Genomic DNA, 25,444 nt, shown 5'->3' with positions numbered 1-25,444 from the left:
TCGCACGAATCGGATTTCGTGACGGGCCAGGCGATTTCGATCGACGGCGGCTGGACCAACATCTGAGCGGGGACGTCATGCTGCGCAACATTCATCCGATGCTGGGGCCCGACCTCCTGCACGCCCTGCGTTCGCTCGGACACGGCGACGAACTGGTCATCTCCGACGCGAACTTCCCCTCACATTCGCTCGGGCCCCGTGTCGTGCGTCTCGACGGGATCGATGCCGTCGCCGCCGCGGACGCGATCCTCGCCCACCTGCCGCTCGACACGTTCGTCGAGGCCGCCGCGTTCCGCATGGAGGTCGTCGGCGATCCCGACGCGGTCCCGCCGATCGCCGAAGAATTCGCCGAGGTCGTCCGCCGCCGCGCCGGCGACTTCTCGATCCGCTCGCTGGAACGATTCGCGTTCTACGAGCGCGCCAGAACGGCATCCCTGATCGTCGCTACGGGTGAGACCCGCCACTACGGCAACCTCATCTTGAAGACAGGGGTGCTCTAAACCGCCGGATCACCGCGACTTCGAGCTGCGAAGCCCTTGCCAACCAGCTCCACCGCCGATACGGTATGATTATGCCAATCAGAAGAAGAACCGGAATAAACGGTCCATTTTTGGGAGGAACCCAGATGTCTTTGAAGCTTACCCGCCGGCTCGCACTCGCCGGTATCGCCGCCGCCACCCTCGCCCTCGGCCTGCCGAGCGGCCCAGCTCTGGCGCAGCAGCCGACCATTCCGATCATCGTCAAGGACACGACGTCCTTCTACTGGCAGATCGTGCTAGCCGGCGCCCGCAAGGCCGGCCAGGATCTCGGCGTCAACGTGCCCGAGCTCGGCGCACAGGCCGAAACCGACATCAACGGCCAGATCTCGATCCTCGAGAACGCGGTGGCCGGCAACCCGGCCGCGATCGTGATCGCGCCGACCGAGCGCACCGCTCTCGGCCCCCCGATCACCGAAGCCGCCAAGTCGGTTCCGATCATCGGCATCGACTCCTCGGCCGAATCCACCGCCTTCACCTCGTTCCTCACCACCGACAACGTCCAGGGCGGCCGCATCGCTGCCGACGGTCTGGCCGCTGCGATCAAGGCGAAGACGGGCAAGGAAGAGGGTGAAGTCGCCCTCATCACCAACGCGCCGAACGCCGGTTCGCTGGAGGAGCGCAAGAAGGGTTTCATCGAGCAGCTCGCCAAGCACCCCGGCCTGAAGCTCGTGGCCGATCGCTACGCCGACGGCCAGGCCGCGACCGGCCTGAACATCACGACCGACCTTCTGACCGCCAACCCGAACCTCGTCGGCATCTTTGCCTCGAACCTGATCATGGCGCAGGGCGCCGGTCAGGCGGTCGCCGAGAACGGCGTGAAGGACAAGGTCGCGCTGATCGGCTTCGACAGCGACGACCGTCTCGTCGGCTTCCTCAAGGACGGCGTGATCTCGGGTCTCGTGGTCCAGGATCCGTACCGGATGGGCTACGACGGCATCAAGACGGCACTCGCCGCCTCCAAGAAGGAGACGGTCGAGAAGAACGTCGACACCGGCGCCAACCTCGTCACCACCGAGAACATGAACGAGCCGCGCTCGCAGGAGCTGCTCAACCCGAAGGTCAAGTAACGACCATCGGTCGGCGGGCGGCTTCCGTCGCCCGCCTCGCCTGATGCAGGCTCGCGCCCGTCGTCCGCTACGCGGATGGCGCGCTTCGACGCAGCGCTTCGGAGGGTGACATGTCCCCCACGCATCACGATCCCCTACCCGTCGATCTTCACCCCACGTCGGACCCGCTTCCGGCCGCGGGCACGACGATCCTTGAACTGCGCCAGCTCGCCAAGAGCTACGGCCCGGTGCTTGCGCTCAAGCCCGCCTCGCTCGCCTTCAAGGCCGGCGAGGTGCACGCGATCGTCGGCGAGAACGGCGCGGGGAAGTCGACGCTGATCAAGCTCCTGACCGGCGTGATCCGTCGCACGAGCGGGGAGGTCCTCTGGCAGGGCAAGCCGGTCGATCTCGCGACCCCGCAGGAAGCGATCGATCACGGCATCAATGCCGTGCACCAGGAGGTGGTGCTGTGCCGACACCTGTCGGTTGCCGCCAACATCTTCCTCGGCGACGAGAGCGTCCGCTTCGGCCTCCTCCAGAAGCGCAAGATGAACGAGGCCGCGCAGGCGATCCTCGACGATCTCGGCTTCCATCTGCCGGCCGAGGCCGAGCTCGGCTCGCTGACGATCGGCCAGCAGCAGCTGGTCGCGACAGCCAGAGCCTCGCTGCGCGGTACGCGCTTCCTGATCTTCGACGAGCCGACCGCCTACCTGACGCGCCAGGAGGCCGCCCAGCTCTTCACGCTGATCCGACGGCTCAAGTCCGAAGGCGTGACCATCGTCTACATCAGCCACCGCATGGAGGAGATCTTCGAGCTCGCCGACCGCGTGTCGGTCCTGCGCGACGGAACCCATGTCGGTACCCGGCTGATCGGCGAGACCAACGACGCCGAACTCGTCGCGATGATGATCAACCGCTCGCTGGAGCAGATCTATCATAAGGACGACGTGCCGATCGGCGCCCCGCTGATCGAGGCGCGCAACCTCTCCGGCGCCGGCTTCTCCGACGTTTCGCTCACCGTTCGGGCGGGCGAGATCGTCGGGCTCTACGGCCTGATCGGTGCGGGTCGCAGCGAGTTCGCGCTCAGCCTCTTCGGGCGCAATCCGAAGACCGATGGCCAGATCCTCTGGAAGGGGCAGCCGGTCGACATCGCGACCGAGCGCAAGGCGATCGATCTCGGCATCGCGCTCGCGCCCGAGAGCCGCCGCGACCAGGGCCTCGCCCTCAACCTTCCGATCGGGCTGAACCTCAACCTTCCGATCTACGACCGGCTGACGAAAGGCATCACGATCTCCTCGCGGATGGAGGCCGAGCACGCCGACCGGCAGATCAAGAACCTGTCGATCAAGACCCCGAGCCGCCGTTCGCTGGCGTCGTCCATGTCGGGCGGCAACCAGCAGAAGATCGTCATCGGCAAGTGGCTCAACCACGGCGCCGAAGTCTTCATCTTCGACGAGCCGACGGTCGGCGTCGACGTCGGCACCAAGGCCGAGATCTATCGGCTCTTCGGCCAGCTCCTGAAGAACGGCGCCGGCATCCTCCTCATCTCGTCGTACCTGCCGGAAGTCTACGAACTGGCCGACACGCTGCACGTGTTCCGCGGCGGCCACCTCGTCGGCACCCACGGCTTCCACCAGTCCACGCACGAGGACATTCTCACCCAGGCGATCGGCGTCTGAACGAGGCGAACATGACCATTCAAAGCTCCAACGCCGATGCCGTCGCCGCCCTGAAGAAGCCGCGCCGCAACTTCGGCTTCCTGTTCGCGCTGACCCTTCTCGGCCTCCTGGTCGCGCTGTGGGTCTTCCTGGCCTTCGCGACGCCGACCTTCGCCACCGCCAACAATATCTCGAACCTGCTGCGCCAGGGCTCGATGATCGCGATCCTCGCGATCGGCCAGACCTTCGTCATCATCACCGCCGGCATCGACCTGTCGGTCGGCGCCGTGGTCGGCTTCTCGACGACCGTCATCGCCTATCTGCTGCAGTCCGGCTTCCCGGTGTGGCTGTCGGTGATCCTCACCCTCGTGATGGGTCTGGCGATCGGCCTGTTCCATGGGTTCGGCATCGTGAAGATGGGCCTGCCGCCCTTCATCATCACGCTGGCGACGCTGACCGCGCTGCGCGGCATCGGCCTGGTCATCACCAACGGCTCGACCATCTCGATCACCGATCCGGCCTTCAACGAGTTCTCGCGCAACAGCTTCCTCGGCATCCCCAACCTGTTCTGGATGGTGATCGTGGTCGCTGTGCCGGCCTTCGTCTTCCTGCACCGCTCGCGCTTCGGCCGCTACCTCTTCGCGGTCGGCTCCAACCCCGAGGCCGCGCGCTTGTCCGGCGTCAACGTCTCGCGCACCATCTACATGGCCTACTCGCTGTCGGCGATCTGCGCCGCCTTCGTCGGCGTGCTGCTCGCCACCCGCATCGGCGTCGGCAACGCGACGCAGGCCGAGGGCTGGGAACTGCAGGCGATCGCGTCGTCGGTCATCGGCGGCACCAGTCTCTTCGGCGCCGTGGGATCGATTCATGGTCCGCTGATCGGCGCCTTCATCCTCGCCACGATCAACAACGGCGCCAACCTCCTGAACGTCAATTCGTTCTGGCAGCGGATCATCACCGGCGGCCTGATCATCGTGATCGTCTACTTCGACCAGCTCCGCCGCCGCCGCGGCTGATGTGACACGCAAGTGACAGGCGGCCGGGAACCTCCGTGGGTTCCCGGCCGCTTATCTGTTCGGAAGGAACCTCCGCCCCATACTACGGCTTTGACGAAGGCGGTGCTCGAAGGCATGCCGCCGCGCCCTCTGCAGTCGCCCCCGGCGGCTCCGGTTCGAGTTGAGTGAGGTCGGGTTTCGTGGCAACCACAAGGGCGACTCTGGCGGGGAAGCACGTTCTGGTCGTGGAAGACGAGTTCCTCGTCGCCATCGACATCGAGGCGGAGCTTCACGACAACGGCGCCCGCGTCACCTGTGCGGCCACGCTGGCGAGCGCCGAGGCCTGCGCCAAGACCGAACATTTCGATGCGGCGATCCTCGACGTGAACCTTCACGGCAAGGCGTCGTATCCGGTCGCCGACTACCTGCGGCAGGCGCACGTCCCCTTCCTGTTCCATACGGGACAAGGCGAGAAGCGCACGCTCACCGAGCGCTATCCAGGCGTCGAGGTCTGCAACAAGCCCTGCGACGGAACGGCCCTCGTCTCGATGCTCGGCCGCGTCCTGTCCACCGCGCGCTCGGCCTGAGCTGGCGGATCGTCCTCAGTCCGCCAGTTGCCGCTCGGTGAACTGCGCGAGCACCATCTCGTCCGAAATCTCCCCGCTTTCCCGCCGCCGCAACTCGACGCGGCGGATCTTGCCGGAGACCGTCTTCGGAAGCTCCGAGACGATCACGAGTTCGCGGATGCGCTTGAACGGCGCGAGCCGCTTGGCGGCGTGGGCATGGATCGACCGGGCCGTTTCGAGATCCGCCCGAGCCCCGTCGACAAGCGCCACGAAGGCACGGGGCACCGCAAGCCGCAACGGATCGGCGAGCGGCACGACGGCCGCTTCCCGCACGCTCTCGTGCTCGATCAGGACGCTTTCGAGCTCGAAAGGGCTGATCCGGTAGTCCGACGACTTGAAGACGTCGTCCGATCGACCGACGAAGGTCAGGCCGCCGCCGTCGTCGCGGTAGGCGACGTCCCCCGTGCGATAGACGGCCCCGTCCGCGCCCGACAGCGTTCCGTCGTCGCGAAGATATCCGGCCATGAGACCGGCGGGGCGCACGGCGCCGAGCCGCACGCAGACCTCGCCCTCCGTCGAAGGCTGGTCGTCGGCGTCGAGGATCTCGATCTCGTATCCCGGTAGCGGCCGTCCCATCGAACCCGATGCGGTTTCGAGCCCCGGCGCGTTCGCGACCATCGCGGTGGTTTCGGTCTGGCCGTAGCCGTCGCGGATGCGAAGTCCCCAAGCGGCACGCACCTGCTCGATCACCTCCGGGTTGAGCGGCTCTCCGGCTGCGCAAAGCTCGCGCAAGGCGTGCCGGACGCTCCGCAGGTCCTCCTGCACGATGTGGCGCCAGACCGTCGGGGGTGCGCAGAGCGTCGTCGCTCCGGCCTTGGCGATCGCGGCGAGAAGCACCTTCGCATCGAAGCGCGCCTGGTTGATGATGAGGACGCAGGCACCCGCGTTCCAGGGGGCGAAGAAGGAACTCCAGGCGTGCTTCGCCCAGCCCGGCGAAGAAACGTTGAGATGCACGTCGCCCGGCCGGAGCCCGAGCCAGTACATCGTCGTCAGCGCGCCGATCGGATAGGTCCTGTGCGTGTGCAGGACGAGCTTCGGCTTCGCCGTCGTTCCGGAGGTGAAGTAGAGAAGCAGGGGATCGTCGCCGCGCGTCTCCCCGTCCGGCTCGAAGTGCGCGGACGCCGTCCGGCGGCGGTCGAGCGACGTCCAGCCGCCCCGCTCCGTCGCCCCGGAGACGAGGCGCAGACCGGTGAAGCCCGCCTCGTCCACTTTCTCGCACTGACCGGCTTCCGTGACCACCGCCTTGACGCCGCCGCGCGCGATCCGGTCCGCCAGTTCGCTGGCCGTCAGGAGGAGCGTCGCCGGGATGACCACCACGCCGAGCTTGAAGGCTGCGAGCATCACCTCCCAGAGAAGCGGCTCGTTGCCCATCAGGAGGAGCAGGCGGTCGCCTCGCCCGAGCCCCAGCCCGCGCAGCGTGTTGGAGAGCCGGCTCGAGCGCTCCGACAGTTCGGCGAAGCTGATGCTCGTCTCGGTATCCGTCGCGCAGTCGACGATCCGCAGCGCAGGTCGGTCGCGCAAGGCCGGGTCGGCGGCCAGCACCCCGTCGAACCATTCGAGCGCCCAGTTGAACCTCTCGGGCTCCGGCCAGCGGAAGCCTGCGCGCGCGGCGTCGAGATCGTCGCGATGGGCGAGGAGAAAGTCGCGCGCCTCCAGAAGCGTCGTCATCGCGCTGTCTCCCGGTGGGCGTCGGCCATGCCGCGCAGGAACTCGATCATGCCGGAGAAATCACGCCCGCCGGCCCCCTCCTCCACGAACCGATCGTAGAGGGCGCGGGCGAGCGCACCCATCGGTGTCTCGACATGGGCACCAGCGGCCGCAGCCTGCGAAAGACCGAGATCCTTCGCCATCAGCGCCGCCGCGAAACCCGGCCGGTAATCGTTGTTGGCGGGCGAGGCGGGAACAGGGCCCGGCACGGGACAGTAGCTCGTCAACGACCAGCACTGGCCCGACGACTTCGAGGCGACGTCGAAGAGGGCCTGATGCGAGAGACCGAGCCGTTCGGCCAGCGTGAAGGCTTCACAGACACCGATCATCGAGATGCCGAGGATCATGTTGTTGCAGATCTTCGCAGCCTGCCCCGTCCCCGCCTCGCCGCAATGGACGATGCGTCCTGCCATCGGCTCGAGGATCGGCCGAGCCCGTTCGATCGCGGCCCCGTCTCCGCCCAGCATGAAGGTCAGCGTGCCGGCCTCGGCTCCGCCCGTGCCGCCGGACACCGGAGCATCGACGCACAGGAGGCCGCGCCCGGCGGCGGACGCGTGGACGGCCCGCGCGCTGGCGATGTCGATCGACGAACAGTCGATATGAAGGGCGCCGGCCGGCAGGAGCGGGTAGGCCTCGGCGCAGACGCCGACGACGTGCTGTCCGGCGGGCAGCATGGTGATCAGAACATCCGCGTCACGCAGCGCCTCCACCATGGTCGCGGCCGTCGGTACGCCGGCCTTCGCCGCGGCCTCCAGCGCAGCGGGGACGACGTCGAACGCGCGCACGGCTGCGCCCGCGGCCACGAGCCGCGACACCATCGGCCGCCCCATGTTGCCGAGGCCGATGAAGGCGATGGTCGGTTGACCCATCATGATAGCTCCCTCCCGCTGACACGCCGACGATCGATGCGGGGCCTCAGCGACCCAGCACCTGCCGTGCGACGATCACGCGCATGATCTCGTTGGTTCCCTCGAGGATCTGATGCACCCGGAGGTCGCGCACGATCTTCTCAAGCCCGTAGTCGGCGAGATAACCGTAGCCGCCGTGCATCTGCAGCGCCTCGTTGGCAATCGCGAACCCCTTGTCGGTGCAGACGCGCTTGGCCATCGCGCAGAGCGTGGTGGCCTCTGCATCGCCGGCATCGAGCGCGGCGGCGGCGCGCCAGAGGATGCTTCGGCCGACCTCGAGATCGGTCGCGGCGTCCGCGATCCGGAAGCGCAGGGCCTGATGCTCGGCCAGCCGCTTTCCGAACGTGCGGCGCTCGTTCATGTAGGCGATGGCCTTGTCGAGGGCCGCCGAGGCACCGCCGAGCGAACAGGCCGCGATGTTCAGGCGCCCGCCATCGAGACCGGCCATCGCGATCGCAAAGCCCTGCCCCTCCTCGCCGAGCCGGTTGGCAGCGGGAATGCGGCAGTTCTCGAAGACGAGGGCGCGGGTCGGCTGTGCATTCCAGCCCATCTTCTGCTCGTTGGCGCCGAAGGTGAGACCCGCCGCATCACCCGGCACCAGAAATGCCGAGACGCCGGACGGCCCCTCCCCGCCCGTGCGCGCCATGACGACATAGGCATCGGCGATCCCGCCGCCCGAGATGAACTGCTTCGTCCCGTCGATCAGGTAGTCCTCGCCGTCACGCGCGGCGCGGGTGCGCAGCGAACCGGCATCCGAGCCGGCGTCGGGCTCGGTGAGCGCATAGGCGGCGATCGCCTCCATGCTCGCAAGACGGGGAAGCCAGGCCTCGCGAAGCGGTGCCGCGGCGTGGCGCGAGACCATCCAGGTCGCCATGTTGTGGATCGATAGGAAGGCCGCGACGCTCGGGCAGCCCGTCGCCAGGGCCTCGAAGATCACTGCCGCATCGAGGCGTCCGAGACCCGAGCCTCCCTGCGCTTCGTCGACATAGATCGCGCCCATCCCGAGCGATGCGGCCTCGCGCAGCGTCTCCACCGGCAGTTCGCGGTTTCGGTCCCAGGCCCCGGCGAAGGGTACCATCTTCTCCGCGGCGAATTCGAGCGCCATGGCCCGGATCGCTTCCCGGTCCGCCCCGAGCGCGAAAGCGTTCATTCCGTCCTCCCGCCCGGTCGCATCTTCGTCGGCCTTCGGCGATTCTGAAGCGACGATAGCCTGCGTCGGTGCGTTCGTCCAAGTGCCGCGCCCGGCGCCCGAGGATGTCCTGCCGTCGTCCTCGGATTCGCGCGACGGGAACCAAAAGTGACCGCGTGAGTTCTGACACGGTGCCGAAGAGTGCAGCGAATGGAGCGCTGTGTCCGGCGTGTTCGAAGTCTTTTGGGGAGTATGTCATGAACCGCCTGATCCTCGCCCTCGCCGCCACGGCCGCCCTGTCCACGGCGGCCCTCGCCCAGTCTTCCGAGACGACCAACCCTGTTCCGGGCACGAGCGCAGGCGAAGAATCCGCCATGCCTGCCGGCGCCGCCAGCACCGTCACCACCACGAAGGACGCGCCGCCGGCCTCGACGGACGCCAACACCAGCAAGATCCCGGTGCCCGGCAACGGGACCGGCGTGGCCTCGACCATGCCGGCCGACGCCGCCAGCACCGTCGTCGTCCCGACCGACGCGACCGCGGTTCCGAAGGACACGAGCGTGCCGGTTCCGGGCACGAGCGCTGGCGACGACACGGTCAAGACGAACTGATTTCTCCAAGAATACGAAAGGGCGCTGGATCCCAGATCCAGCGCCCTTTTTTTGCAACGTTCGGAGGCGTCGTCAGGCGTGCGCTGCGTGAGCCTCGGCGTTTCGCTTGCGGGTCGCGGCCGCTTTCTTGGCAGATTCGGACCGCTGGGCGGCCGTGCGAGAAGCCGACGCCGTTCCGACCGTCTCGCCGCCCTTCCGGGCCGACGCATGCGTTTCCGCTTGGCCTCGCCCCGACCCGCTCTTGTTGCCGCCGCCGCTGTCCTTGTTGACGGTCGCCCAGGCCCGCGCCTCGGCTTCCTTCTCGGGAACGCCGCGCTCCTCGTAACTCTCCGCGATGTGTTCCGCCTTGCGCTTCTGCTTGTCGGTGTATTTCGACTTGTCGCCTCTTGGCATCGAAACCTCCTGTCGATCGACGTCGTCAGGAAAACCGATCGCCGCGCGCGACGGTTCCGCCCGGCTATTCCATGTTCGTGTGGTTGGCGCGCATGGCCTCGGGGCTGACGCCGAGGCGGGTCTTGAGCTTCAGGACCATGACCTCGAACAGCACGAACAGCGCGCCCTCGAACAGCGAGCCCATCGGCAGGACGGACGTCGCGGCAGCGCCCTGGTCGTCGGCCATCGTCTGCGCCGGCACGGTGAGGACGTAATCGGCCATCCCCGGCACCCGTCCCTGCGGCTGCGCGGTCACGACGACCACCGCCGCGCCCGCCGCCTTGGCGACCCCGACCAGCGCGACGGCCGTCGAGATCTCGCCCGGCCCGCAGACGACGAAGAATAGGTCGCCCGGCCCGAGTGCCGGGGTCGTCATGTCGCCTACGACCGAAACGGATCGGCCGAGATGGAAGAGCCGCATGGCGAAACCCTTCACCTGCAGACCCTCACGTCCCCCTGCATAGACGCTGACATGCCGCGCCTCGGCTATGCGCCGGCAGGCCTCGTCCACGGCGCGATCGTCGATCGCGTCCGCGACGCGCGCCAGTTCCTCGATGGCGGTGCGGTAGAGATTGGTCATGGTCGGCTCCCTCAGACGATACCGCCGCCGGACGCCCGCGCAGCCGGACGCTCGCCGGCGACGCGGGCACGATAGCCGCTCGTCCGGTAGGCCGCGACGGGATCGATAGCCCCGCCCGCATCCAGCCGCGCCTTCGCCAGGATCGGCTCGACGTCGATGCGGAAGCCGGCCTTCAGCGTTTCGGAGGCCATCATGACGTCGTTCTCGTCCTGATACCCGCGCAGCGCATCCCGATCAACGAGCAGGGCCTGCGCGTAGGCACGCCGGATCTCGCTCGCCGAGCGGATCAGGCTCTCGATCGGATCGGTGACGTTGTGCGACTGGTCGATCATGTAGGACGGATGGAGCGCGTCGAGCCGCGTCCCGGCCTCGACCAGTTCGTTGAAGACGAGGAAGAGGCGGAACGGATCGATCGACCCGGCGTCGAGATCGTCGTCACCGTATTTCGAATCGTTGAAATGGAAGCCGCCGAGCTTCCCGGCATGAATGAGCCGCGAGACGATCTGCTCGATGTTGACGTTCGGCGCGTGGTGCCCGAGGTCGACGAGGCAGAAGGCCTTGGGCCCGAGTTCCATCGCCGTCATCAGGCTCGTCCCCCAGTCCGCCATCACGGTGGAGTAGAAGGCCGGCTCGTACATCTTGTGCTCGGAGAAGATGCGCCAGTCGTCCGGCAGCCGCCCGGCAATGCCTTTCATCGCTTCGAGGTACCGCTCGAACGAGCGACCGAGATCGCTCTGACCCGGAAAATTGGAGCCGTCGCCGACCCAGACCGTCAGTGCCTTGGACCCGATGGCCGCGCCGAGTTCGACCGTCTCGAGGTTGTGTTCGACTGCCTGGGCGCGGACCGCCGCGTCGACATGCGAGAGCGAGCCGAACTTGTAGGAGAGCGGCTGGCGCGGGTCGTCCGGGTGATCCTGGAAGGTGTTCGAATTCATCGCGTCGAAGGCGAGGCCGAGTTCCTCGCCCTTCGCCCGAAGATCGGCGGGGTCCGCCTTGTCCCAGGGGTAGTGCAGAGAGACGGCCGGCGTCGCGCGGCCGAGATCGTTGATCACCGCGCAGTCGTCGAGCTTCTCGAAGATGCCGCGCGGCTCGCCGGCCCCCGGAAAACGCGCGAACCGCGTGCCGCCCGTGCCGACGCCCCAGGACGGGACGGCGACCGAGAAGGCCGAAACCTTGCGCGTCACCTCGTCGATCGAGACGCCGCGGCGTTCGAGCTTCTGCCCCAGCGCGGCGTAGTCCGCCTCGTGATCGGCGTGCAGCCGCTCGTTGGCCGCCTCGATGACGTCCTTGTGGATACTCATGGCTTGCCCTCCCGGCGGCCGGATGGATGAACGCGTCAGCGCGTGAACGAGATCTGGTTGCCGGCGTCGACGTTGACGATGTTGCCGGTGGACTTGGCGGACAGGTCGCTCGCGAGGAAATAGACGGCTTCCGCGATATCCTCCGGAAAGACCGAGCGCTTCAGCAGCGAGCGCGCGCGGTAGTGCTCCTCCAGCTGGTCTTCGCCGATCTTCGAGGAAGCCGCCCGCTGCTCGCGCCACTCGCCGTTCCAGATCTTCGAACCGCGCAGCACCGCATCCGGGTTGACCGTGTTGACGCGGATGCCGGCGTCCGCTCCCTCCAGCGCCAGGCAGCGCGCGAGATGGATCTCGGCCGCCTTCGCCGTGCAGTAGGCCGAAGCACCCGCCGAGGCCGCCAGACCGTTCTTCGACGCAATGAACACGACGGCACCGCCGAGCTTCTGGCGGCGGAACAGGCGAAAGGCCTCGCGCGACACCAGGAAGTAGCCGGTCGCCAGAATGTCGATGTTGCGGTTCCAGACCTCCAGCGTCGTGTCCTCGATCGGCGAAGCGGAGGCGATGCCAGCGTTGGAGACGAGAATATCGAGCCCGCCGAACTCGGCGACCGCATCGACGAAGCCCTTGGCCACCGCCGCCTCGTCCGTCACGTTGACGAGGACGCCGCGAACCTGGTCCGCGCCGAAGCTCTTCGACAGCTCGGCCTTAGCGCCGTCGAGCGCGCCCGCGTCGATATCGGCCAACACCACGCAGGCGCCTTCCCGCAGGAGCCGCTCGGCGGTCGCACGACCGATGCCGCCCGCACCGCCGGTGACGAACGCGACGCGCCCGGCCAGCGACTTCGGCTTCGGCATTCGCTGGAGCTTCGCCTCTTCGAGCAGCCAGTACTCGATATCGAAGGCCTCCTGCTCGTCCAGTCCCTGATAGACGTCGACGCCGGACGCGCCGCGCATCACGTTGATCGCGTTGACGTAGAACTCGGCGGCGATGCGGGCCGTCGCCTTGTCCTTGGCGAACGACATCATCCCGACGCCGGGCACGAGGTAGATCACCGCATTCGGGTCACGGATCGCCGGGCTGTTGTCGTGCCGGCAGCGGGCGTAATAGGCGCGGTAGCCCTCGCGGTAGGCCTCGATCGAGGCGTCGAGCCCGGAGACCACGGCGCCGACATCGCCGTCGAAGGTCAGGACCAGCGGCCGGATCTTGGTGCGCAGGAAGTGGTCGGGGCACGAGGTGCCGAGCGCGGCCAGCGCGTCGAGATCCTTCGATCCGACGAACTGCAGCACCGCATCGGAGTCGTCGAAATGGCCGATCTTGCGTTCGTCCTGGCCGATGCGCGCCCGAATTTCCGGCATCAGCCGGGCCGCGATGCGGCGCCGCTCGTCCGGTGCAAGCGGCGCCCTGGCCTCGCCGCCGAACGCGGCCTTGCCGGCGAGCTGGCCGTCGAACCATTCGATGGCACGGTTGATGATGCGCAACGTCGTCTCGTAGCAGTCCTTGGCCGTGTCGCCCCAAGTGAAGAGGCCGTGGCTTTCGAGAACCACGCCCTTGGCGCTCGGATGCTCGGCGGCGAAGCGCGACAGCTCCAGCCCGAGCTCGAAACCCGGACGACGCCAGCCGAGCCAGCCGATCTCGTCGCCGTAGATTTCGCGCGTCAGCTCGCGCGATCGCTTCGTGGCGGCGATCGCGATCACCGCGTCGGGATGCATGTGGTCGACGTGGCGGTAGGGAAGATAGGCGTGCAGCGAGGTGTCGATCGAGGCGGCGCGCGGGTTGAGATCGAAGGTGCAGTGGTTGAGGAGGCCGACCATCGCGTCCTCCTGCTCGACGCCGCGATAGATCGACCGCAGCTGCTCCAGCTTGTCCATGTAGAGCGTGGCGAAGCCGTCGAGCTTCATGGTGCCGACGTCGCCGCCCGAGCCCTTCACCCACAAGACGGTGACGTCCTCACCGGTCAGCGGGTCCTTCTGCTGGACTTTGGCCGAGGTGTTGCCGCCACCGTAGTTGGTGATGCGCTTATCGGAACCCAGAAGGTTGGAGCGATAGAGCAAACGCTCGGGCTCGCTCATTGCTGCCGCGCGCGCATCGTCCCAGCGGTTTTCCAGCAGTTTCGTCGCCGCGCTCATCGCCAACCTCTTTTCGGAATCGCCGCCCGCCCCTCGCGTCCTCCGCGTCGGATCGGCGCGCGGACCATCCTCCCCATGCGGCCACATGTCAACAGAAACGATCACAACCGATCATAATGCAGCGCACAATGATTGAATATGATCGAGCATGATTGACATCGCGGCGGTGTCGTTCGATGGTCCGTTCCGGGAGGATGAGCATGCACGAACGCGAACGCCAGCGGATGATTCTGAGTGCCCTGAAGGGGCGCTCGGTCGGTACCGTGCAGGAGTTCGCGGCTTTGACCGGCGCCTCCGAGGCGACGATCCGCCGTGACATTCAGGCCCTCTCGGCGGCGCGGAGGCTGCGCAAGGTGCGCGGGGGCGCCGAGGCGATGTCGTCGTCCGTGCCCGGCCTGCCGGGTGGATCGGATCTAGCGATCGCCCGGACGGTGAATGTCGCGGAGAAGCGGGCCATCGCGCGCGAGGCCGCTCGCCTTTGCGAGGACGACGACGCCGCGATCATCAACGGCGGCTCGACCACCTTCCAGATGGTCCACTTCCTGACCGACGCCAGCCTTCAGGTAATGACCAACTCGTTTCCGATCGCAGAACACCTGATGCAGCATTCGCGATGCACGGTTCTCCTGCCGGCGGGTGCCGTGTATCGCGCGCAAGGGTTGATCCTGTCGCCGTTCGAGGCCGACGGAACCGCGCATTTTCGCGCCCGGCGCATGTTCATGGGCGTGCAGAGCGTCTCGGCGTTGGGTCTGGCCGAAACCGATCCCCTGATCATCCAGTCCGAACAGCGGCTCATGCGGCAGGCGGACGAGCTGGTGATTCTTGCCGACCATTCGAAGTTTGCCAACCGTTCGAGCCTGCTTCTCGCGCCGCTCGAACGGGCGCAGATCCTCGTCACCGACGAGGCGATCTCGGACAAGGACGCCGCGATGGTGGAATCGGCCGGGGTGCAGCTCGTGGTCGCCAAGGTCGAGGGAGGCATGAATGGCCAGCGCGCCTGAGGAAACGCTCGCCTTCCGCATGGTCCTGAAGCCCGGTCAGGCCGATGCCTATCGCCGCCGCCACGACGACATTCCGGCCGACCTCGTGGCGCTCCTGCGCGAGGCGGGCATCCGCGACTACTCGATCCACCTCGATCCGGAGACGAACCACCTCTTCGCCATCCTTAAGCGACCAGCTGATCACGGTATGGACGCGTTGCCGCAGCACGAGGTGATGAAGCGCTGGTGGGCGATGATGGCCGACATCATGGACACTAACGCGGACGCCTCGCCCGTTGTCACGCCCCTTGAACCGATGTTCCGGATGGATTGAGCGCATGGATCGCCCTGCCCGTCATGTCGCCGTGATCGATATCGGCAAGACCAACGCCAAGGTGGTGATGCACGATCTCGCCGAGCGGCGCGATCTGGCGTTTCGATCGACGACCAACGCGGTGCGGCGCGACGGACCCTATCCGCATTACGATCTCGACCGCCTCTTCGCCTTCGTCGTCGCGTCGCTCGGCGAGGTGGCGGAGGGATATCCGCTGGACGCTATCGCGATCACGACGCACGGCGCCTCGATCGTGCTGGTGGACGACGACGGCCTCGCCCTACCGATGATCGACTACGAGTTCGACATCGCCGGTCCGGAAAGCGACGCCTACGACGCCGTGCGTCCGTCGTTTTCCGAGACCCTGTCGCCGCCGATGGGGCAAGGCCTCAATGTCGGGCGGCAGCTCTTCTGGCTGCAGAAGCGCTTCCCCGACGCCTTCGCGAGGACGCGCTGGATCCTCACCTATCCGCAATATTGGGCATGGCGACTGACCGGCATCGCCGCCGTCGAAACCACATCGCTGGCCTGCCACTCCGATCTCTGGTCGCCGCAGCGCGGTGACTACTCCTCGCTCGTCGACGAGATGGGCTGGCGCGACCTCTTTCCGAAGCGGCGGTCGGCCTTCGAGACGCTCGGGCCCCTACTGCCCGACATTGCCGACCGCGCGGGCCTCGGAGACCGGGGCCGTATCCCCGTGGCGTGCGGCATCCACGATTCCAACGCCTCGCTCCTGCCGCATCTCCTGTCGCGATCGACACCGTTCTCGGTCGTCTCCACCGGAACGTGGATCGTGAGCTTCGCGATCGGGGGCCGCGCCGTGCGTCTCGATCCCACGCTCAGCACGCTCGGCAATGCCGACGCCTTCGGGCGCACCGTGCCGTCCGGCATCTTCATGGGCGGACGCGACTTCGACCTGCTGACCGAAAGCCGGCCGGAGGCGCCCGACGAGGCGACCATCGCCTCCGTTGTCGAGCGCGGCATCATGGCCCTGCCGGGCCAGACGCGCGGCAGCGGCCCGTTCCCCGATGGTCCGGGCGGCTGGTCGGTCGGTCCACGCACTCTGACGAACGCCGAGCGCACGGCGGCCGCCAGCCTCTACGCCGCGCTCTCGACCGAGGCGGTCCTGCGCAATATCGGTGCCGATGGTCCGACGATCGTCGAAGGGCCGTTTTCACGAAACGACCTCTATCTTGCGGCGCTGCGCGAGTTGACCGGACGGCCGGTCTCGGCGCCCGCCGAGGGAACGGGCACGAGCGCCGGCGCGGCCCTTCTGGCGCTCGGCCCCGATGCCGCGATACAACCGTCTGCCGAGCGCGCCCTTCCCGATCGGCCCCTGCCGAACCTCGAGCGGTATCGTGCGACGTGGAGCGCGACGGCCAAAGCATTTCGTCTGGAGGAGACGGCATGACCTGCGACCGCCCGGACGCCGCGCCCGCCACCGGCAACGACCCCGCGCTCGAGATCATCCTGCGCGGGCCCGGCGAGAGCATCCGCTGGGCGAAGCACGACTACCCGCATCATCTCGCCAAATGGCACCGCCACCCCGAGTACGAATTGCATCTCGTCACCGCCGGGCGCGGGCGGATGATGGTCGGTGACTATGTCGGTCCATTTCAGGAAGGCTGTCTGGTGCTGGCCGGGCCTAACCTGCCGCACAACTGGATCAGCGATCTCGACCCCGGAGGACGGCTGCCCAACCGCGATGTGCTGGTCCAGTTCGACGCGGCGGTCTGCGAGACGCTGGTGAACGGTTTCAGCGAGTTCGCCGATCTTCGTGCCCTGCTGCGGGACGCGGCGTTCGGTGTCGAGTTCCATGGCGAGACGGCCGAGCAGGGACGCAGAAAACTTTGCGCCATGGAGCATCAGCGGGGGGCCGGACGGCTGGTGTCCTTCCTGTCGCTTCTGGCAGGTCTCGCCGCCCGGCCGGAAGAGCGGCGGGTTCTGGCGCGCTACGCGCCGTCGCTCGGGCTCCACACGTCCGCCTCGCGGCGCCTCGACCGCGTCATCGCCTTCATCAGCGAGCGCTACGCCACCGACATCTCGCTCGGCGAGGCCGCGGCCGTCTGCAATATGGAAGTGACGGCATTTTCCCGTTTCTTCAAGCACCAGACGGGCCATAACTTCACGTCTTACGTGAACCGGATGCGGGTGCAGCAGGCGTGCGCACTACTCACCGGAACCGATCTGCCCGTGACCCGCATCTGCTACGACGTCGGCTACAACAACACCGCCAACTTCAACCGGCAGTTCTACGCCGTCTGCCAGCAGACGCCGTCGGCCTACCGGGACGAGTCGCGCCGCATCCGCGCCAACCGAACCGGCGAGACGCGGGTCGCCTAATATATCGGCCAAAAAAGTTTGCAATGTCGTGCATTGAGGCGTCGCGGGCGGATGGGAAGCCACCTAGCGTCCTGGCAGCACGGATGAGGATCAAGGGGGGAGAGTCGGTCATGCGGAACATCGACGCGCTGAAGGCCAGCACGGCGGGCGACCAGCGGGCGCTGGTCCTGGAGGCCAAGGACAAGCTTGCGTTGCGCGATTGCCCGGTCGATGAGACGCTCGGCGCCCACGACGTGCGCATCGCGATCCACACGGTCGGCATCTGCGGCTCCGACGTACACTACTACACCCACGGCGCCATCGGCCCCTTCGTGGTGCGCGAGCCCATGATCCTCGGCCACGAAGCCTCCGGCATCGTGACCGAGATCGGCTCGGCGGTGACCACGCTGAAGCCGGGCGACCGCGTCTGCATGGAGCCTGGCATCCCCGACCCCAACAGCCGGGCGACGCGCCTCGGGCTCTACAACCTCGACCCGGCCGTCCAGTTCTGGGCGACCCCGCCGGTTCACGGCGTGCTGCGCCCGAGCGTGGTGCATCCCGAGGCCTTCACCTTCAAGCTGCCGGACAACGTGTCCTTCGCGGCCGCCGCCATGGTCGAGCCTCTGGCCGTCGGCGTCCATGCCGTCACCAAAGCCAAGGCGGCGCCCGGCCACGTCGCGGTCGTCATCGGCGCGGGGCCGATCGGCCTCGTCACAGTGCTGGCGGCGCTCGCCGGGGGCTGTGCCCATGTCATCGTGTCCGACATCGACGACACGAAACTCGAGATCGCCCGCAAGCTCGGTTCGGTGTCGACGGTCAACGTGTCGCGCGAGAACCTCGTCGAGGCCGTGAAGGCACCGACCGAGGGCTGGGGCGCCGACGTGATCTACGAATGCGCGGGCTCTGAAAAGGCCATCGCGACGATCTTCGAGCCGCTCTGCCCCGGCGGTGTCGTGGTGTTCGTCGGCATCCCCCTGTCGAACCCGGCCTACGACGTCTCGCAGGCGATGCTGAAGGAAGCGCGCGTCGAGCACGTGTTCCGCTACGCCCACGTGTTTCCGCGTTGCGTCGCGATGCTGGCGTCCGGCGCCGTCGACGTGTCGCCGCTCATCACCCGCACCTTCACGTTCGACCAGAGCGTCGAGGCGTTCGAGCTCGCGGCGAAGGCGCCCAAGGGCGAGGTCAAGATGCAGATCGAGATGGGGATCGGGGACTGAATCACCCCGCACCATCCACCGCGTTCGGGAGGAACGAGGATGAACTTCAAGGGTAGGATTGCCATCGTCACCGGTGCCGGAAAAGGCATCGGCCGTCACGTCGCGACGCTCCTGCGGGACCGCGGCGCCGACGTCGTGGCGCTGGGCCGCACCGGTGCGGACCTCGAGACGCTGGCGGCCGAGATCGGCTGCCGCACGATCACCGTCGATCTCGGCAATGCCGCGGCGGCTCGCCGGGCTGCGGAAGAGGCCCTGCCGGCAGATCTCCTGGTGAACTGCGCCGGGATCAACATCCTCGAGCCGTTCCTCGAGATGAAGGACGAGTCCTTCGACGAGGTTCAGGCAATCAACGTGCGCGCCGCCGCCATCGTCTCCCAGGTCTTCGCGCGCGACGTGATCCGGCGCTCGGTCCCGGCGGCGATCGTCAACGTGTCCTCGATCTCGTCCTTCCTCGGCTTTCGCGACCATGCCGCCTACTGCGCCTCGAAAGGGGCGCTGGACGGACTGACGCGCGTGATGGCCAACGAGCTCGGCCCCCACCGCATCCGCGTCAACGCCGTGAACCCCGGCATCACCCTGACGGAGCTCGCGCGCGTCGCCTGGAGCGCGCCGGAGAAGGGCGGACCGATGCTGGCCCGCACCCCGGTCGGCCGCTTCGCCGAGACCGGAGACGTCGCCGAGACCATCCTGTTCCTGCTCTCGGACGCCGCCGCCATGATCCACGGCCATGCCATGCCGATCGAGGGGGGCTTCCTTGTCAACTGAAACCGCGCCCATCATCGCGCTACGCGCGATCGAGAAGGCCTTCGGCCCGGTCTCGGTGCTGAAAGGCGTCGATTTCGATCTTCGCCCCGGCGAAGTCCACGCCCTGATGGGCGAGAACGGCGCCGGCAAGTCGACCATGATCCGCATCATGTCGGGCGCGCACCAGCCGAACGGCGGCGCCGTCGAGATCGACGGGCAGGCGCGCAAGCTGGATGGCCCGCGCGACGCGCAGGATCAGGGCATCGCCGTGGTCCACCAGGAACTCCTCCTGTTTCCCGCGCTGAGCGTCGCCGAGAACATCTTCGTCGGCCACGCGCCGCGCACCGCCCGCGGAACGCTCGACTGGGCGACGATGCGTCGCCGGGCGCGCGAGATCCTCGACCGGCTCGATTGCCCCGATCTCGACGTTGACGAGACGGTGTCCAAGCTCTCGGTCGCCAACCGCCAGCGGGTCGAGATCGCGCGAGCCCTTTCCAAGAACGCGCGCGCCCTGATCATGGACGAGCCGACCGCGGCGCTCGCCGAGGCCGACGTCCGGCGCCTCCTCGACGTCGTGCGCTCGCTACGCGCGCAAGGGGTTGGCATCATCTACGTCAGCCATCGCATGAACGAGATCTTCGAGATCTCCGACCGTGTGACGGTGCTGCGCGACGGCAAGACGATCGCCACCAAGCCCGTCGGCGAGGTGACGGAAGCCAGCCTTGTCTCGATGATGGTTGGGCGCGACATCGACGAACTGTTTCCGAAGGAAGACATCCCGATCGGCGAGACGGTGCTCGAAGTGCGCGACCTCGCCCACGCCGGCAAGGTGCGCGACGTGACCTTCTCGGTGCGGGCGGGCGAGATCCTCGGCATCGCCGGGCTCGTCGGCTCCGGCCGCACCGAACTCGCGCAGACGATCTTCGGCGTGACGCCTGCCACATCCGGCGAAATCCTCATCGATGGCAAGCCGGTCAAGGTCGGCAGCGTGCGCGAGGCGATCGACAAGCGCATCGCCTACGTGCCCGAAGACCGGGCGCAGCACGGCCTCGTCCGCCCGCAGACGATCCGCGAGAACGTCTCGATGGCGATCCTCGACCGGCTGACGCGCCGCTCCGTGGTGGACACGGCGCGCGAGAAGGCGCTGGCCGAAGACGCCATCAAGCGGTTCGCTATCCGCGCCCGCGGCCCCGGCCAGGTCGTTGCCCAGCTCTCGGGCGGCAACCAGCAGAAGGTGGTCATCGCCAAGTGGCTGGCGACCGACCCGCGCATCCTCATCCTCGACGAGCCGACGCGCGGCGTCGACGTCGGCGCCAAGACCGAGATCCACAAGCTCATGAACCAGCTCGCGCGCCAAGGGCTCGCCATCATCATGATATCGAGCGAACTGCCCGAGGTGCTCGGCATGAGCGACCGCGTCCTCGTGATGAACGGCGGACGGATGACGGCGATCCTCGACCGCGCCGACGCCACGCCCGACGCCGTCGGCACCGCCATGATGACGGGACACGCGGCATGAAGGGTCCGACGCTCTCGCGCCGCCTGTCGTCGTCGGGCCAGGAACTGCTGCTGGTCGTCGCGATCGCGGCGCTCTTCCTGGTGGTCGGCTGGATCAACCCGCGCTTCATCTCGCAGAACAACCTGACCTCGATCTTCGTCGGCAACGCTTACATCGCGGTCGCCGCGATCGGCATGTCGATGGTCATCATCTCCGGCCATATCGACGTGTCGGTGGGTGCGCTGATCGGTGTTCTGGCGACGGTCTCCGGCATTCTCGTCACCAGCGGCTACCCCGTCTGGGTCTCGTGGCTGCTGCCGGTCCTGATCGGCGGCGTCGTCAACGCGGGGCTCGGCGCCCTGATCGCCTATCTCAAGGTGCCGTCGATCATCGCGACGCTGGCGATGCTCTCGATCCTGCGAGGCGGCCTGATCACAGTGACGGGCGGTGCCTGGATCTCGGGCCTGCCGCCCGAGTTCCAGCTCGCGCAGTTCCGCCTCTTCGACGTACCCTCCCCGGTCTGGTTCATGATCCTCATGACCATCGGCTTCGCCTTCATGCTGCGCTCCACTGCCTTCGGCCGCGCCATTTACGCGGTCGGCGGCAACCCGGAAGCGGCGGAAGCGTCCGGTATTCCCTACAAGGCGACGATCGTGAAGGTCTTCGCGCTGCACGGGCTCATCGCCGGCGTCGCCGCAATCCTCTTCGCCACGCAGCTTCAGGTGATCCAGTCCACCGTCCCGAACGGCCTCGAACTCATCGTCATCACGGCGTCGGTGGTCGGCGGAGTCTCCATCCTTGGTGGCATCGGGACCGTCGTCGGCTCGACGCTCGCCGCGATCCTCTTCGCCGCCATCGGCTCGTCGCTGATCTTCCTCAACGTGTCGGCCTACTGGCTGCGCGCGGTGCAGGGCATCCTCATCCTCGCAACGGTGCTCGCCGACATGGCGCGCCGCGGGCGAGCGAATTGAGGGAGGAGAGAACCATGACCTTTCGCTCCCTCCTCCGCCACGAGGCGATCCTCGCTCTGATCCTCGCCCTCGCGCTGGCGGTCCTCGCAATCGACAACGAGCGCTTCTTCACCGCCGCCAACCTCCTTAATCAGGGACGACTGCTCACCGAGGTCGGCCTGATCGCGGTGGTGATGACCTTCGTGATCGTCACCGGCGGCATCGACCTCTCGGTCGGCTCGATCCTCGGCCTCTGCGCGATCCTGATCGGCGTGTTCTGGAAGACGCTGGGGCTCCCGCTTCCCGTCGCCGTCGGACTGTCGATGGTGGTCGGAACGCTGGCCGGCTTCATCAACGGGCTCATCATCACCCGCTTCCGCGTGCCGCCGCTGATCGCGACGCTGGCGACCCTTGCCCTCTATCGCGGCCTGGCCGAAGGCATCAGCCAGGCGCAGTCGATCCGCGGCTATCCGAAGTGGTTCTTCGAACTTGGACAGGGCGACGTGTTCGGCGTTCCGACGCAGCTCTGGCTGCTCGCCATCGTCGCCTTCGTCGGCTTCTTCATCCTGCGCTACACGGCCTTCGGTCGGGCGACCTACGCCATCGGCAACAACGAGGCAGGCGCAGCCTTCTCCGGCATCGACGTCGCCAAGACCAAGCTCTGGATCTACTCGGCCTCCGGTTTCGTCTCGGCGCTCGCGGCCGTCGTCTTCGTCAGCCGCGTCTCGACCACGCGTTCGGACATGGGGTCGGGCATCGAGCTCGACGTCATCACGGCCGTCGTGCTCGGCGGCACCTCGATCTTCGGCGGACGCGGCCTCGTCGTCGGAACGCTGCTCGGGCTCTGCCTCGTCCAGGTGCTGAAGAACGGCCTCGCGCTGTCCGGCGTGCGCGGCGACGGCACCATCGTCATCATCGGAGCCGTGCTGATCGTGGCCGTGCTCATCTCGAATTTCCTCAGCCGCTATTCCGGCGACTGAGGCATCGCTCCGGCCGGAAGCGGCCGGGACTGAAGACCAGCCCAACGTCATCGTGGAGGAGACAACGGCATGCGCACCCTTCTGGCATTTCTCGTCGGCACCAGCCTTCTGACCGCACCGGCCATGGCGCAGAGCGCCTGGACCGGCGGCGACGACCAGCCGACCAACCCGCTCGCCTGCGACGCCAGCGTCACCGCCGTGCCGCCCGGCGACTACAACGGCGGCTCGCCGACCGGCGCGCCCGACCGGAAGGGCAAGCCGCTGAAGGTCGTCGACATTCCGAAGCTGGTGGGCGTCGGCTACTTCAACTCGACCGCCTCCGGCATCCAGGAAGCGGCGAAGGAGCTCGGCTCGATGACCGTCACCACCGACGGTCCGACGAAGGCCAACATCGACGAGCAGATCACCTTCATCGACAACTACATCACGAGCGGCGTCGACGGCATTCTCTTCGCCGCGAACGATCCGGTCGCCATCGCGCCGGTTCTGAAGCGCGCGCTGGAAGCCGGTATCAACGTCGTCGGCTATGACGCCGACGCCGAAGCCGATGCCCGCCAGTGGTTCGTCAATCAGGCCGAGCCCAACGGCGTCGCCAAGTCGATGATCGACCAGCTCGCCTCCGAGATCGGCGAGGAAGGCTCGTTCGCGATCGTCACCTCGACGTTCACGACGCCGAACCAGGCCCGCTGGATCAGCGAGATGGGCGCCTACGCCGCCAAGTGCCATCCCAAGATCAAGTTCCTGGAGACGGTCGAGGCGCAGGAGGACAACATTCTGTCCTTCAACCAGGCGCAGACGCTGATCAACAAGTACGGCGACGAGCTGAAGGGCATCCTCGGCATGACGTCGGTCGCCACCCCGGCCGCTTCGGAGGCCGTGCAGCAGAACAAGCTGTGCGGCAAGGTCGCGGTGGTCGGCCTTGCGCTGCCGAACGCCATGAAGCCCTACGTCAACGGCGACTGCATCAAGTCGACGATCCTCTGGTCGACGGTCGATCTTGGTTATGCCGCCGGCATGGCGATGCGCGCGGTGGCCGACGGCACGCTGAAGCCGGGCGACACGACGTTCAAGGCCGGGCGCCTCGGCGACCTGCAGGTCGTCAACCAGAGCCAGATCCTGCTCGGCGCACCGAAGGTCTTCACCAAGGCCGACATCAACAACTTCGACTTCTAAGGCAAAGCCGACTTACGAGAACGGCGTCGGTTCCTGCGGGAACCGGCGCCGTTTGCGTTTGGCGACACGCGGAAAGTATATTCGTCAGGAACTCGGCTCGACCCTGCCGCGATGCTGCAGCCACCGCGCCATCCACCAGCAGACGAAGGCCCAGGCGGAGCCGGCGCACCATCCGGCCAGCACGTCGGTCGGATAATGGACGCCGAGATAGACGCGGCTCGATCCGATGAGCAGGGTCAGGACGATCGCGACGCCCATGAAATAGGCGCGCATGACGATCCCGCGCTCCGACCTCGCGAGCAATGCGCCGAGCGTCAGGTAGGTGACGGCCGACAGCATGGCATGACCGCTGGGAAAGCTGAGGCTGTGAACATCGACGAGATGGGCCACGACGTCCGGCCGCTGCCGGTCGAAGCCGATCTTCAGAAGGTTGGACAGGATCACGCCGCCAACGACCGCGACAGCCATCATGAAGGCCGAGGCCCGCTTGCCCTTCATCAGGAGGTACGTGACCGCCAGCACAAGGATGAGCGAGAGGACCGTGTAGCCGCCGAGCGCTGTCAGATCGCGCATCACGGCCTCGACCCAGAACGGGCCGATCGGGTCCGCGGGGTCGGTCGGGCTTCGAAGCGCGCGCAGGATTGCGTCGTCGAACGCGTGGGTCTCCCCTTCCCGCATTTCGCTGGCGATGGTGAGGAAGCCGAAGAGTGACGCGGAGATGATGCCGAAGAAGGCGAGCCCCCGCACCTCGACCTTGCGCAGGATCGGTATGCGCTCGATCGCAAGATGCGGCTTCGATATGCGGGGAGCGGAGTCGGTTGGTTCCATTCCCGGCAAGATATGTCGCTCGCGAAGGCGGGCGAGTGGGCGGGCGGATCCGTCGATCCGCCCGCCCAATCTTGTGGCTACTGTCCCTTGTGAGCCTCGATCCAGGCCCGCAGTTCGGCGACTTCCTTCTCCTGCGAGGAGATGACGTCGCGCGAGATCCGGGTCAGCATCGGATCACCTTCAGCGCTGTCGAGGTAGGCGCGCGCCATGTCGATGGCGCTCTGGTGGTGCGGGATCATCATGCGGGCGAAGTCGAGCCCCGGTTGCCCGGTCATCGGCTCCTTCGCCATCGCCTGATGCATCGTGTCCATCGCCTGCATCATCTTCTGGCTCGCCGTTGGGCTGCCAGATGGCGATGCTGAGCCATGGCCCATGGCGTCATGGTTCATAGCGGCTTGGCCTGCTGCGGGCTGGGTGGCATCCTGCGCCCGCGCGCTTGCAAGCGGCGTTGCCACGACGAGAGCGAAGGCGAGGCAGCGAGTTGCGCGGCTCATTGCATCGCTCCTATCCGGCGGCAGTGTCCGGCGCACTCGCGGCACGCGCGGACGCACTCGTCCATGCCGCCGATGCGCTCGCAGTCGTCCGCGCAGGCCGCGCAAATGTCGGCGCAGGCGGCGCAGGAATGCCGATGAGCCTCCGACCCCGTCAGCATGATGTGGGCCGACGCCCGGCACATCTCGGCAGAGGCCGCCATCAGACGGAAGTGCGCGGGTTGGGTGTGATCTACGCCCGCCTCGAGGCAGTGGTGCATGGCGGTCGACAG

The 25,444-nt window shown here is 67.3% G+C and carries 26 protein-coding genes; 16 read left to right on the top strand and 10 right to left on the bottom strand.

What is annotated here, in order from left to right; all coding sequences use genetic code 11:
• The first annotated feature begins 77 nt into the window (after positions 1-77).
• The 5 genes from QZ753_RS12760 to QZ753_RS12740 all read left to right on the top strand — a co-directional run bounded on the left by QZ753_RS12760 (position 78) and on the right by QZ753_RS12740 (position 4,825).
• Positions 78-500: an RbsD/FucU domain-containing protein gene (locus QZ753_RS12760; protein WP_294644182.1), complete on the top strand. Its 423-nt coding sequence runs from the start codon at positions 78-80 to the stop codon at positions 498-500.
• A 125-nt stretch (positions 501-625) separates the two neighbouring features.
• Positions 626-1,606 carry an ABC transporter substrate-binding protein gene (locus QZ753_RS12755; protein WP_055883711.1) on the top strand — a complete coding sequence of 327 codons (981 nt, stop codon included), beginning with the start codon at positions 626-628 and terminating at the stop codon, positions 1,604-1,606.
• 110 nt (positions 1,607-1,716) lie between these two features.
• A complete protein-coding gene (locus QZ753_RS12750) occupies positions 1,717-3,264 on the top strand; it encodes a sugar ABC transporter ATP-binding protein (RefSeq protein WP_294644180.1) in 1,548 nt (515 codons plus the stop codon).
• An 11-nt stretch (positions 3,265-3,275) separates the two neighbouring features.
• On the top strand, positions 3,276-4,259 hold the full coding sequence (locus QZ753_RS12745; RefSeq protein WP_294644179.1) for an ABC transporter permease: 984 nt from the start codon (positions 3,276-3,278) through the stop codon (positions 4,257-4,259).
• Between the two features lie 179 nt (positions 4,260-4,438).
• Complete coding sequence (locus QZ753_RS12740) at positions 4,439-4,825, top strand: response regulator (protein ID WP_294644178.1); 387 nt, start codon at positions 4,439-4,441, stop codon at positions 4,823-4,825.
• Positions 4,826-4,840: 15 nt separating this feature from the next.
• On the opposite strand, the gene QZ753_RS12735 is transcribed toward QZ753_RS12740, so the two are convergent.
• The 3 genes from QZ753_RS12735 to QZ753_RS12725 are packed head-to-tail and all read right to left on the bottom strand — an operon-like array spanning position 4,841 to position 8,629.
• A complete protein-coding gene (locus tag QZ753_RS12735; RefSeq protein ID WP_294644177.1) occupies positions 4,841-6,532 on the bottom strand; it encodes an AMP-binding protein in 1,692 nt (563 codons plus the stop codon).
• Positions 6,529-7,440, bottom strand: a complete 912-nt coding sequence (gene mmsB / locus QZ753_RS12730; protein WP_294644181.1) for a 3-hydroxyisobutyrate dehydrogenase — start codon at positions 7,438-7,440, stop codon at positions 6,529-6,531. Before mmsB ends, QZ753_RS12735 begins: the two co-directional genes overlap by 4 nt.
• 46 nt (positions 7,441-7,486) lie before the next feature.
• Positions 7,487-8,629: an acyl-CoA dehydrogenase family protein gene (locus tag QZ753_RS12725; protein ID WP_294644176.1), complete on the bottom strand. Its 1,143-nt coding sequence runs from the start codon at positions 8,627-8,629 to the stop codon at positions 7,487-7,489.
• Between the two features lie 236 nt (positions 8,630-8,865).
• On the opposite strand from QZ753_RS12725, the gene QZ753_RS12720 reads away from it, so the two are divergent.
• Positions 8,866-9,219, top strand: coding sequence for a hypothetical protein (locus QZ753_RS12720; protein ID WP_294644175.1), 354 nt, complete (start codon positions 8,866-8,868; stop codon positions 9,217-9,219).
• Between the two features lie 72 nt (positions 9,220-9,291).
• On the opposite strand, the gene QZ753_RS12715 is transcribed toward QZ753_RS12720, so the two are convergent.
• The 4 genes from QZ753_RS12715 to QZ753_RS12700 form a co-directional block, all read right to left on the bottom strand.
• Positions 9,292-9,612, bottom strand: coding sequence for a plasmid stabilization protein (locus QZ753_RS12715; RefSeq protein ID WP_294644174.1), 321 nt, complete (start codon positions 9,610-9,612; stop codon positions 9,292-9,294).
• A 64-nt stretch (positions 9,613-9,676) separates the two neighbouring features.
• Complete coding sequence (locus QZ753_RS12710) at positions 9,677-10,231, bottom strand: SIS domain-containing protein (RefSeq protein ID WP_294644173.1); 555 nt, start codon at positions 10,229-10,231, stop codon at positions 9,677-9,679.
• Between the two features lie 11 nt (positions 10,232-10,242).
• On the bottom strand, positions 10,243-11,532 hold the full coding sequence (gene rhaI, locus QZ753_RS12705) for an L-rhamnose catabolism isomerase (protein ID WP_294644172.1): 1,290 nt from the start codon (positions 11,530-11,532) through the stop codon (positions 10,243-10,245).
• Between the two features lie 35 nt (positions 11,533-11,567).
• Positions 11,568-13,655 (bottom strand): bifunctional rhamnulose-1-phosphate aldolase/short-chain dehydrogenase, encoded by a 2,088-nt coding sequence (locus tag QZ753_RS12700; RefSeq protein ID WP_294644171.1) that lies wholly within the window; start codon positions 13,653-13,655, stop codon positions 11,568-11,570.
• A 200-nt stretch (positions 13,656-13,855) separates the two neighbouring features.
• Here QZ753_RS12700 and QZ753_RS12695 point away from each other — a divergent pair, with 200 nt between their 5' ends.
• The 10 genes from QZ753_RS12695 (at position 13,856) to QZ753_RS12650 (ending at position 23,853) form a co-directional block, all read left to right on the top strand.
• The gene (locus QZ753_RS12695) at positions 13,856-14,656 is read left to right on the top strand and encodes a DeoR/GlpR family DNA-binding transcription regulator (RefSeq protein ID WP_294644170.1); all 801 of its coding nucleotides are present in this window, start codon (positions 13,856-13,858) and stop codon (positions 14,654-14,656) included.
• Complete coding sequence (locus QZ753_RS12690) at positions 14,640-14,969, top strand: L-rhamnose mutarotase (protein ID WP_294644169.1); 330 nt, start codon at positions 14,640-14,642, stop codon at positions 14,967-14,969. Before QZ753_RS12695 ends, QZ753_RS12690 begins: the two co-directional genes overlap by 17 nt.
• 4 nt (positions 14,970-14,973) lie before the next feature.
• Complete coding sequence (locus QZ753_RS12685; RefSeq protein WP_294644168.1) at positions 14,974-16,380, top strand: FGGY family carbohydrate kinase; 1,407 nt, start codon at positions 14,974-14,976, stop codon at positions 16,378-16,380.
• Positions 16,377-17,312 (top strand): AraC family transcriptional regulator, encoded by a 936-nt coding sequence (locus tag QZ753_RS12680; RefSeq protein ID WP_294644167.1) that lies wholly within the window; start codon positions 16,377-16,379, stop codon positions 17,310-17,312. The genes QZ753_RS12685 and QZ753_RS12680 overlap by 4 nt, the downstream gene beginning before the upstream one ends.
• 110 nt (positions 17,313-17,422) lie before the next feature.
• Positions 17,423-18,508 carry an NAD(P)-dependent alcohol dehydrogenase gene (locus QZ753_RS12675; protein ID WP_294644166.1) on the top strand — a complete coding sequence of 362 codons (1,086 nt, stop codon included), beginning with the start codon at positions 17,423-17,425 and terminating at the stop codon, positions 18,506-18,508.
• Between the two features lie 39 nt (positions 18,509-18,547).
• Complete coding sequence (locus QZ753_RS12670) at positions 18,548-19,273, top strand: SDR family oxidoreductase (protein ID WP_294644165.1); 726 nt, start codon at positions 18,548-18,550, stop codon at positions 19,271-19,273.
• Positions 19,263-20,771, top strand: a complete 1,509-nt coding sequence (locus QZ753_RS12665; protein WP_294644164.1) for a sugar ABC transporter ATP-binding protein — start codon at positions 19,263-19,265, stop codon at positions 20,769-20,771. The genes QZ753_RS12670 and QZ753_RS12665 overlap by 11 nt, the downstream gene beginning before the upstream one ends.
• The gene (locus QZ753_RS12660; RefSeq protein WP_294644163.1) at positions 20,768-21,721 is read left to right on the top strand and encodes an ABC transporter permease; all 954 of its coding nucleotides are present in this window, start codon (positions 20,768-20,770) and stop codon (positions 21,719-21,721) included. Before QZ753_RS12665 ends, QZ753_RS12660 begins: the two co-directional genes overlap by 4 nt.
• 14 nt (positions 21,722-21,735) lie before the next feature.
• Entirely contained in the window at positions 21,736-22,680 is a 945-nt protein-coding gene (locus QZ753_RS12655) for an ABC transporter permease (RefSeq protein ID WP_294644162.1), read from the top strand.
• A 69-nt stretch (positions 22,681-22,749) separates the two neighbouring features.
• Entirely contained in the window at positions 22,750-23,853 is a 1,104-nt protein-coding gene (locus QZ753_RS12650; protein ID WP_294644161.1) for a substrate-binding domain-containing protein, read from the top strand.
• A gap of 84 nt (positions 23,854-23,937) precedes the next feature.
• On the opposite strand, the gene QZ753_RS12645 is transcribed toward QZ753_RS12650, so the two are convergent.
• The 3 genes from QZ753_RS12645 to QZ753_RS12635 all read right to left on the bottom strand — a co-directional run.
• Entirely contained in the window at positions 23,938-24,681 is a 744-nt protein-coding gene (locus QZ753_RS12645; RefSeq protein ID WP_294644160.1) for a phosphatase PAP2 family protein, read from the bottom strand.
• A 77-nt stretch (positions 24,682-24,758) separates the two neighbouring features.
• The gene (locus QZ753_RS12640; RefSeq protein ID WP_294644159.1) at positions 24,759-25,175 is read right to left on the bottom strand and encodes a DUF305 domain-containing protein; all 417 of its coding nucleotides are present in this window, start codon (positions 25,173-25,175) and stop codon (positions 24,759-24,761) included.
• A partial coding sequence (locus QZ753_RS12635; RefSeq protein WP_294644158.1) for a four-helix bundle copper-binding protein occupies positions 25,172-25,444 on the bottom strand: 273 nt, incomplete at its 5' end. The genes QZ753_RS12640 and QZ753_RS12635, both read right to left, overlap by 4 nt.

This window comes from uncultured Aureimonas sp., from assembly GCF_913775355.1.
GTDB lineage: Bacteria > Pseudomonadota > Alphaproteobacteria > Rhizobiales > Rhizobiaceae > Aureimonas.
Note: the sequence above shows the minus strand (reverse complement) of the source record. Positions and strands in the feature narration are given on the sequence as shown.

Bases quoted from the DNA above. Each gene is read 5' to 3' on its own strand.
- QZ753_RS12755 (WP_055883711.1), top strand. From the start codon at position 626: ATGTCTTTGAAGCTTACCCGCCGGCTCGCACTCGCCGGTATCGCCGCC.
- QZ753_RS12650 (WP_294644161.1), top strand. From the start codon at position 22,750: ATGCGCACCCTTCTGGCATTTCTCGTCGGCACCAGCCTTCTGACCGCA.
- QZ753_RS12715 (WP_294644174.1), bottom strand. From the start codon at position 9,612: ATGCCAAGAGGCGACAAGTCGAAATACACCGACAAGCAGAAGCGCAAG.
- QZ753_RS12640 (WP_294644159.1), bottom strand. From the start codon at position 25,175: ATGAGCCGCGCAACTCGCTGCCTCGCCTTCGCTCTCGTCGTGGCAACG.
- mmsB (WP_294644181.1), bottom strand. From the start codon at position 7,440: ATGGGTCAACCGACCATCGCCTTCATCGGCCTCGGCAACATGGGGCGG.
- QZ753_RS12655 (WP_294644162.1), top strand. From the start codon at position 21,736: ATGACCTTTCGCTCCCTCCTCCGCCACGAGGCGATCCTCGCTCTGATC.
- QZ753_RS12720 (WP_294644175.1), top strand. From the start codon at position 8,866: ATGAACCGCCTGATCCTCGCCCTCGCCGCCACGGCCGCCCTGTCCACG.
- QZ753_RS12760 (WP_294644182.1), top strand. From the start codon at position 78: ATGCTGCGCAACATTCATCCGATGCTGGGGCCCGACCTCCTGCACGCC.
- QZ753_RS12725 (WP_294644176.1), bottom strand. From the start codon at position 8,629: ATGAACGCTTTCGCGCTCGGGGCGGACCGGGAAGCGATCCGGGCCATG.
- QZ753_RS12675 (WP_294644166.1), top strand. From the start codon at position 17,423: ATGCGGAACATCGACGCGCTGAAGGCCAGCACGGCGGGCGACCAGCGG.
- QZ753_RS12700 (WP_294644171.1), bottom strand. From the start codon at position 13,655: ATGAGCGCGGCGACGAAACTGCTGGAAAACCGCTGGGACGATGCGCGC.
- QZ753_RS12735 (WP_294644177.1), bottom strand. From the start codon at position 6,532: ATGACGACGCTTCTGGAGGCGCGCGACTTTCTCCTCGCCCATCGCGAC.
- QZ753_RS12680 (WP_294644167.1), top strand. From the start codon at position 16,377: ATGACCTGCGACCGCCCGGACGCCGCGCCCGCCACCGGCAACGACCCC.
- QZ753_RS12690 (WP_294644169.1), top strand. From the start codon at position 14,640: ATGGCCAGCGCGCCTGAGGAAACGCTCGCCTTCCGCATGGTCCTGAAG.
- QZ753_RS12750 (WP_294644180.1), top strand. From the start codon at position 1,717: ATGTCCCCCACGCATCACGATCCCCTACCCGTCGATCTTCACCCCACG.
- QZ753_RS12695 (WP_294644170.1), top strand. From the start codon at position 13,856: ATGCACGAACGCGAACGCCAGCGGATGATTCTGAGTGCCCTGAAGGGG.
- QZ753_RS12685 (WP_294644168.1), top strand. From the start codon at position 14,974: ATGGATCGCCCTGCCCGTCATGTCGCCGTGATCGATATCGGCAAGACC.
- QZ753_RS12645 (WP_294644160.1), bottom strand. From the start codon at position 24,681: ATGGAACCAACCGACTCCGCTCCCCGCATATCGAAGCCGCATCTTGCG.
- QZ753_RS12660 (WP_294644163.1), top strand. From the start codon at position 20,768: ATGAAGGGTCCGACGCTCTCGCGCCGCCTGTCGTCGTCGGGCCAGGAA.
- QZ753_RS12710 (WP_294644173.1), bottom strand. From the start codon at position 10,231: ATGACCAATCTCTACCGCACCGCCATCGAGGAACTGGCGCGCGTCGCG.
- QZ753_RS12745 (WP_294644179.1), top strand. From the start codon at position 3,276: ATGACCATTCAAAGCTCCAACGCCGATGCCGTCGCCGCCCTGAAGAAG.
- rhaI (WP_294644172.1), bottom strand. From the start codon at position 11,532: ATGAGTATCCACAAGGACGTCATCGAGGCGGCCAACGAGCGGCTGCAC.
- QZ753_RS12670 (WP_294644165.1), top strand. From the start codon at position 18,548: ATGAACTTCAAGGGTAGGATTGCCATCGTCACCGGTGCCGGAAAAGGC.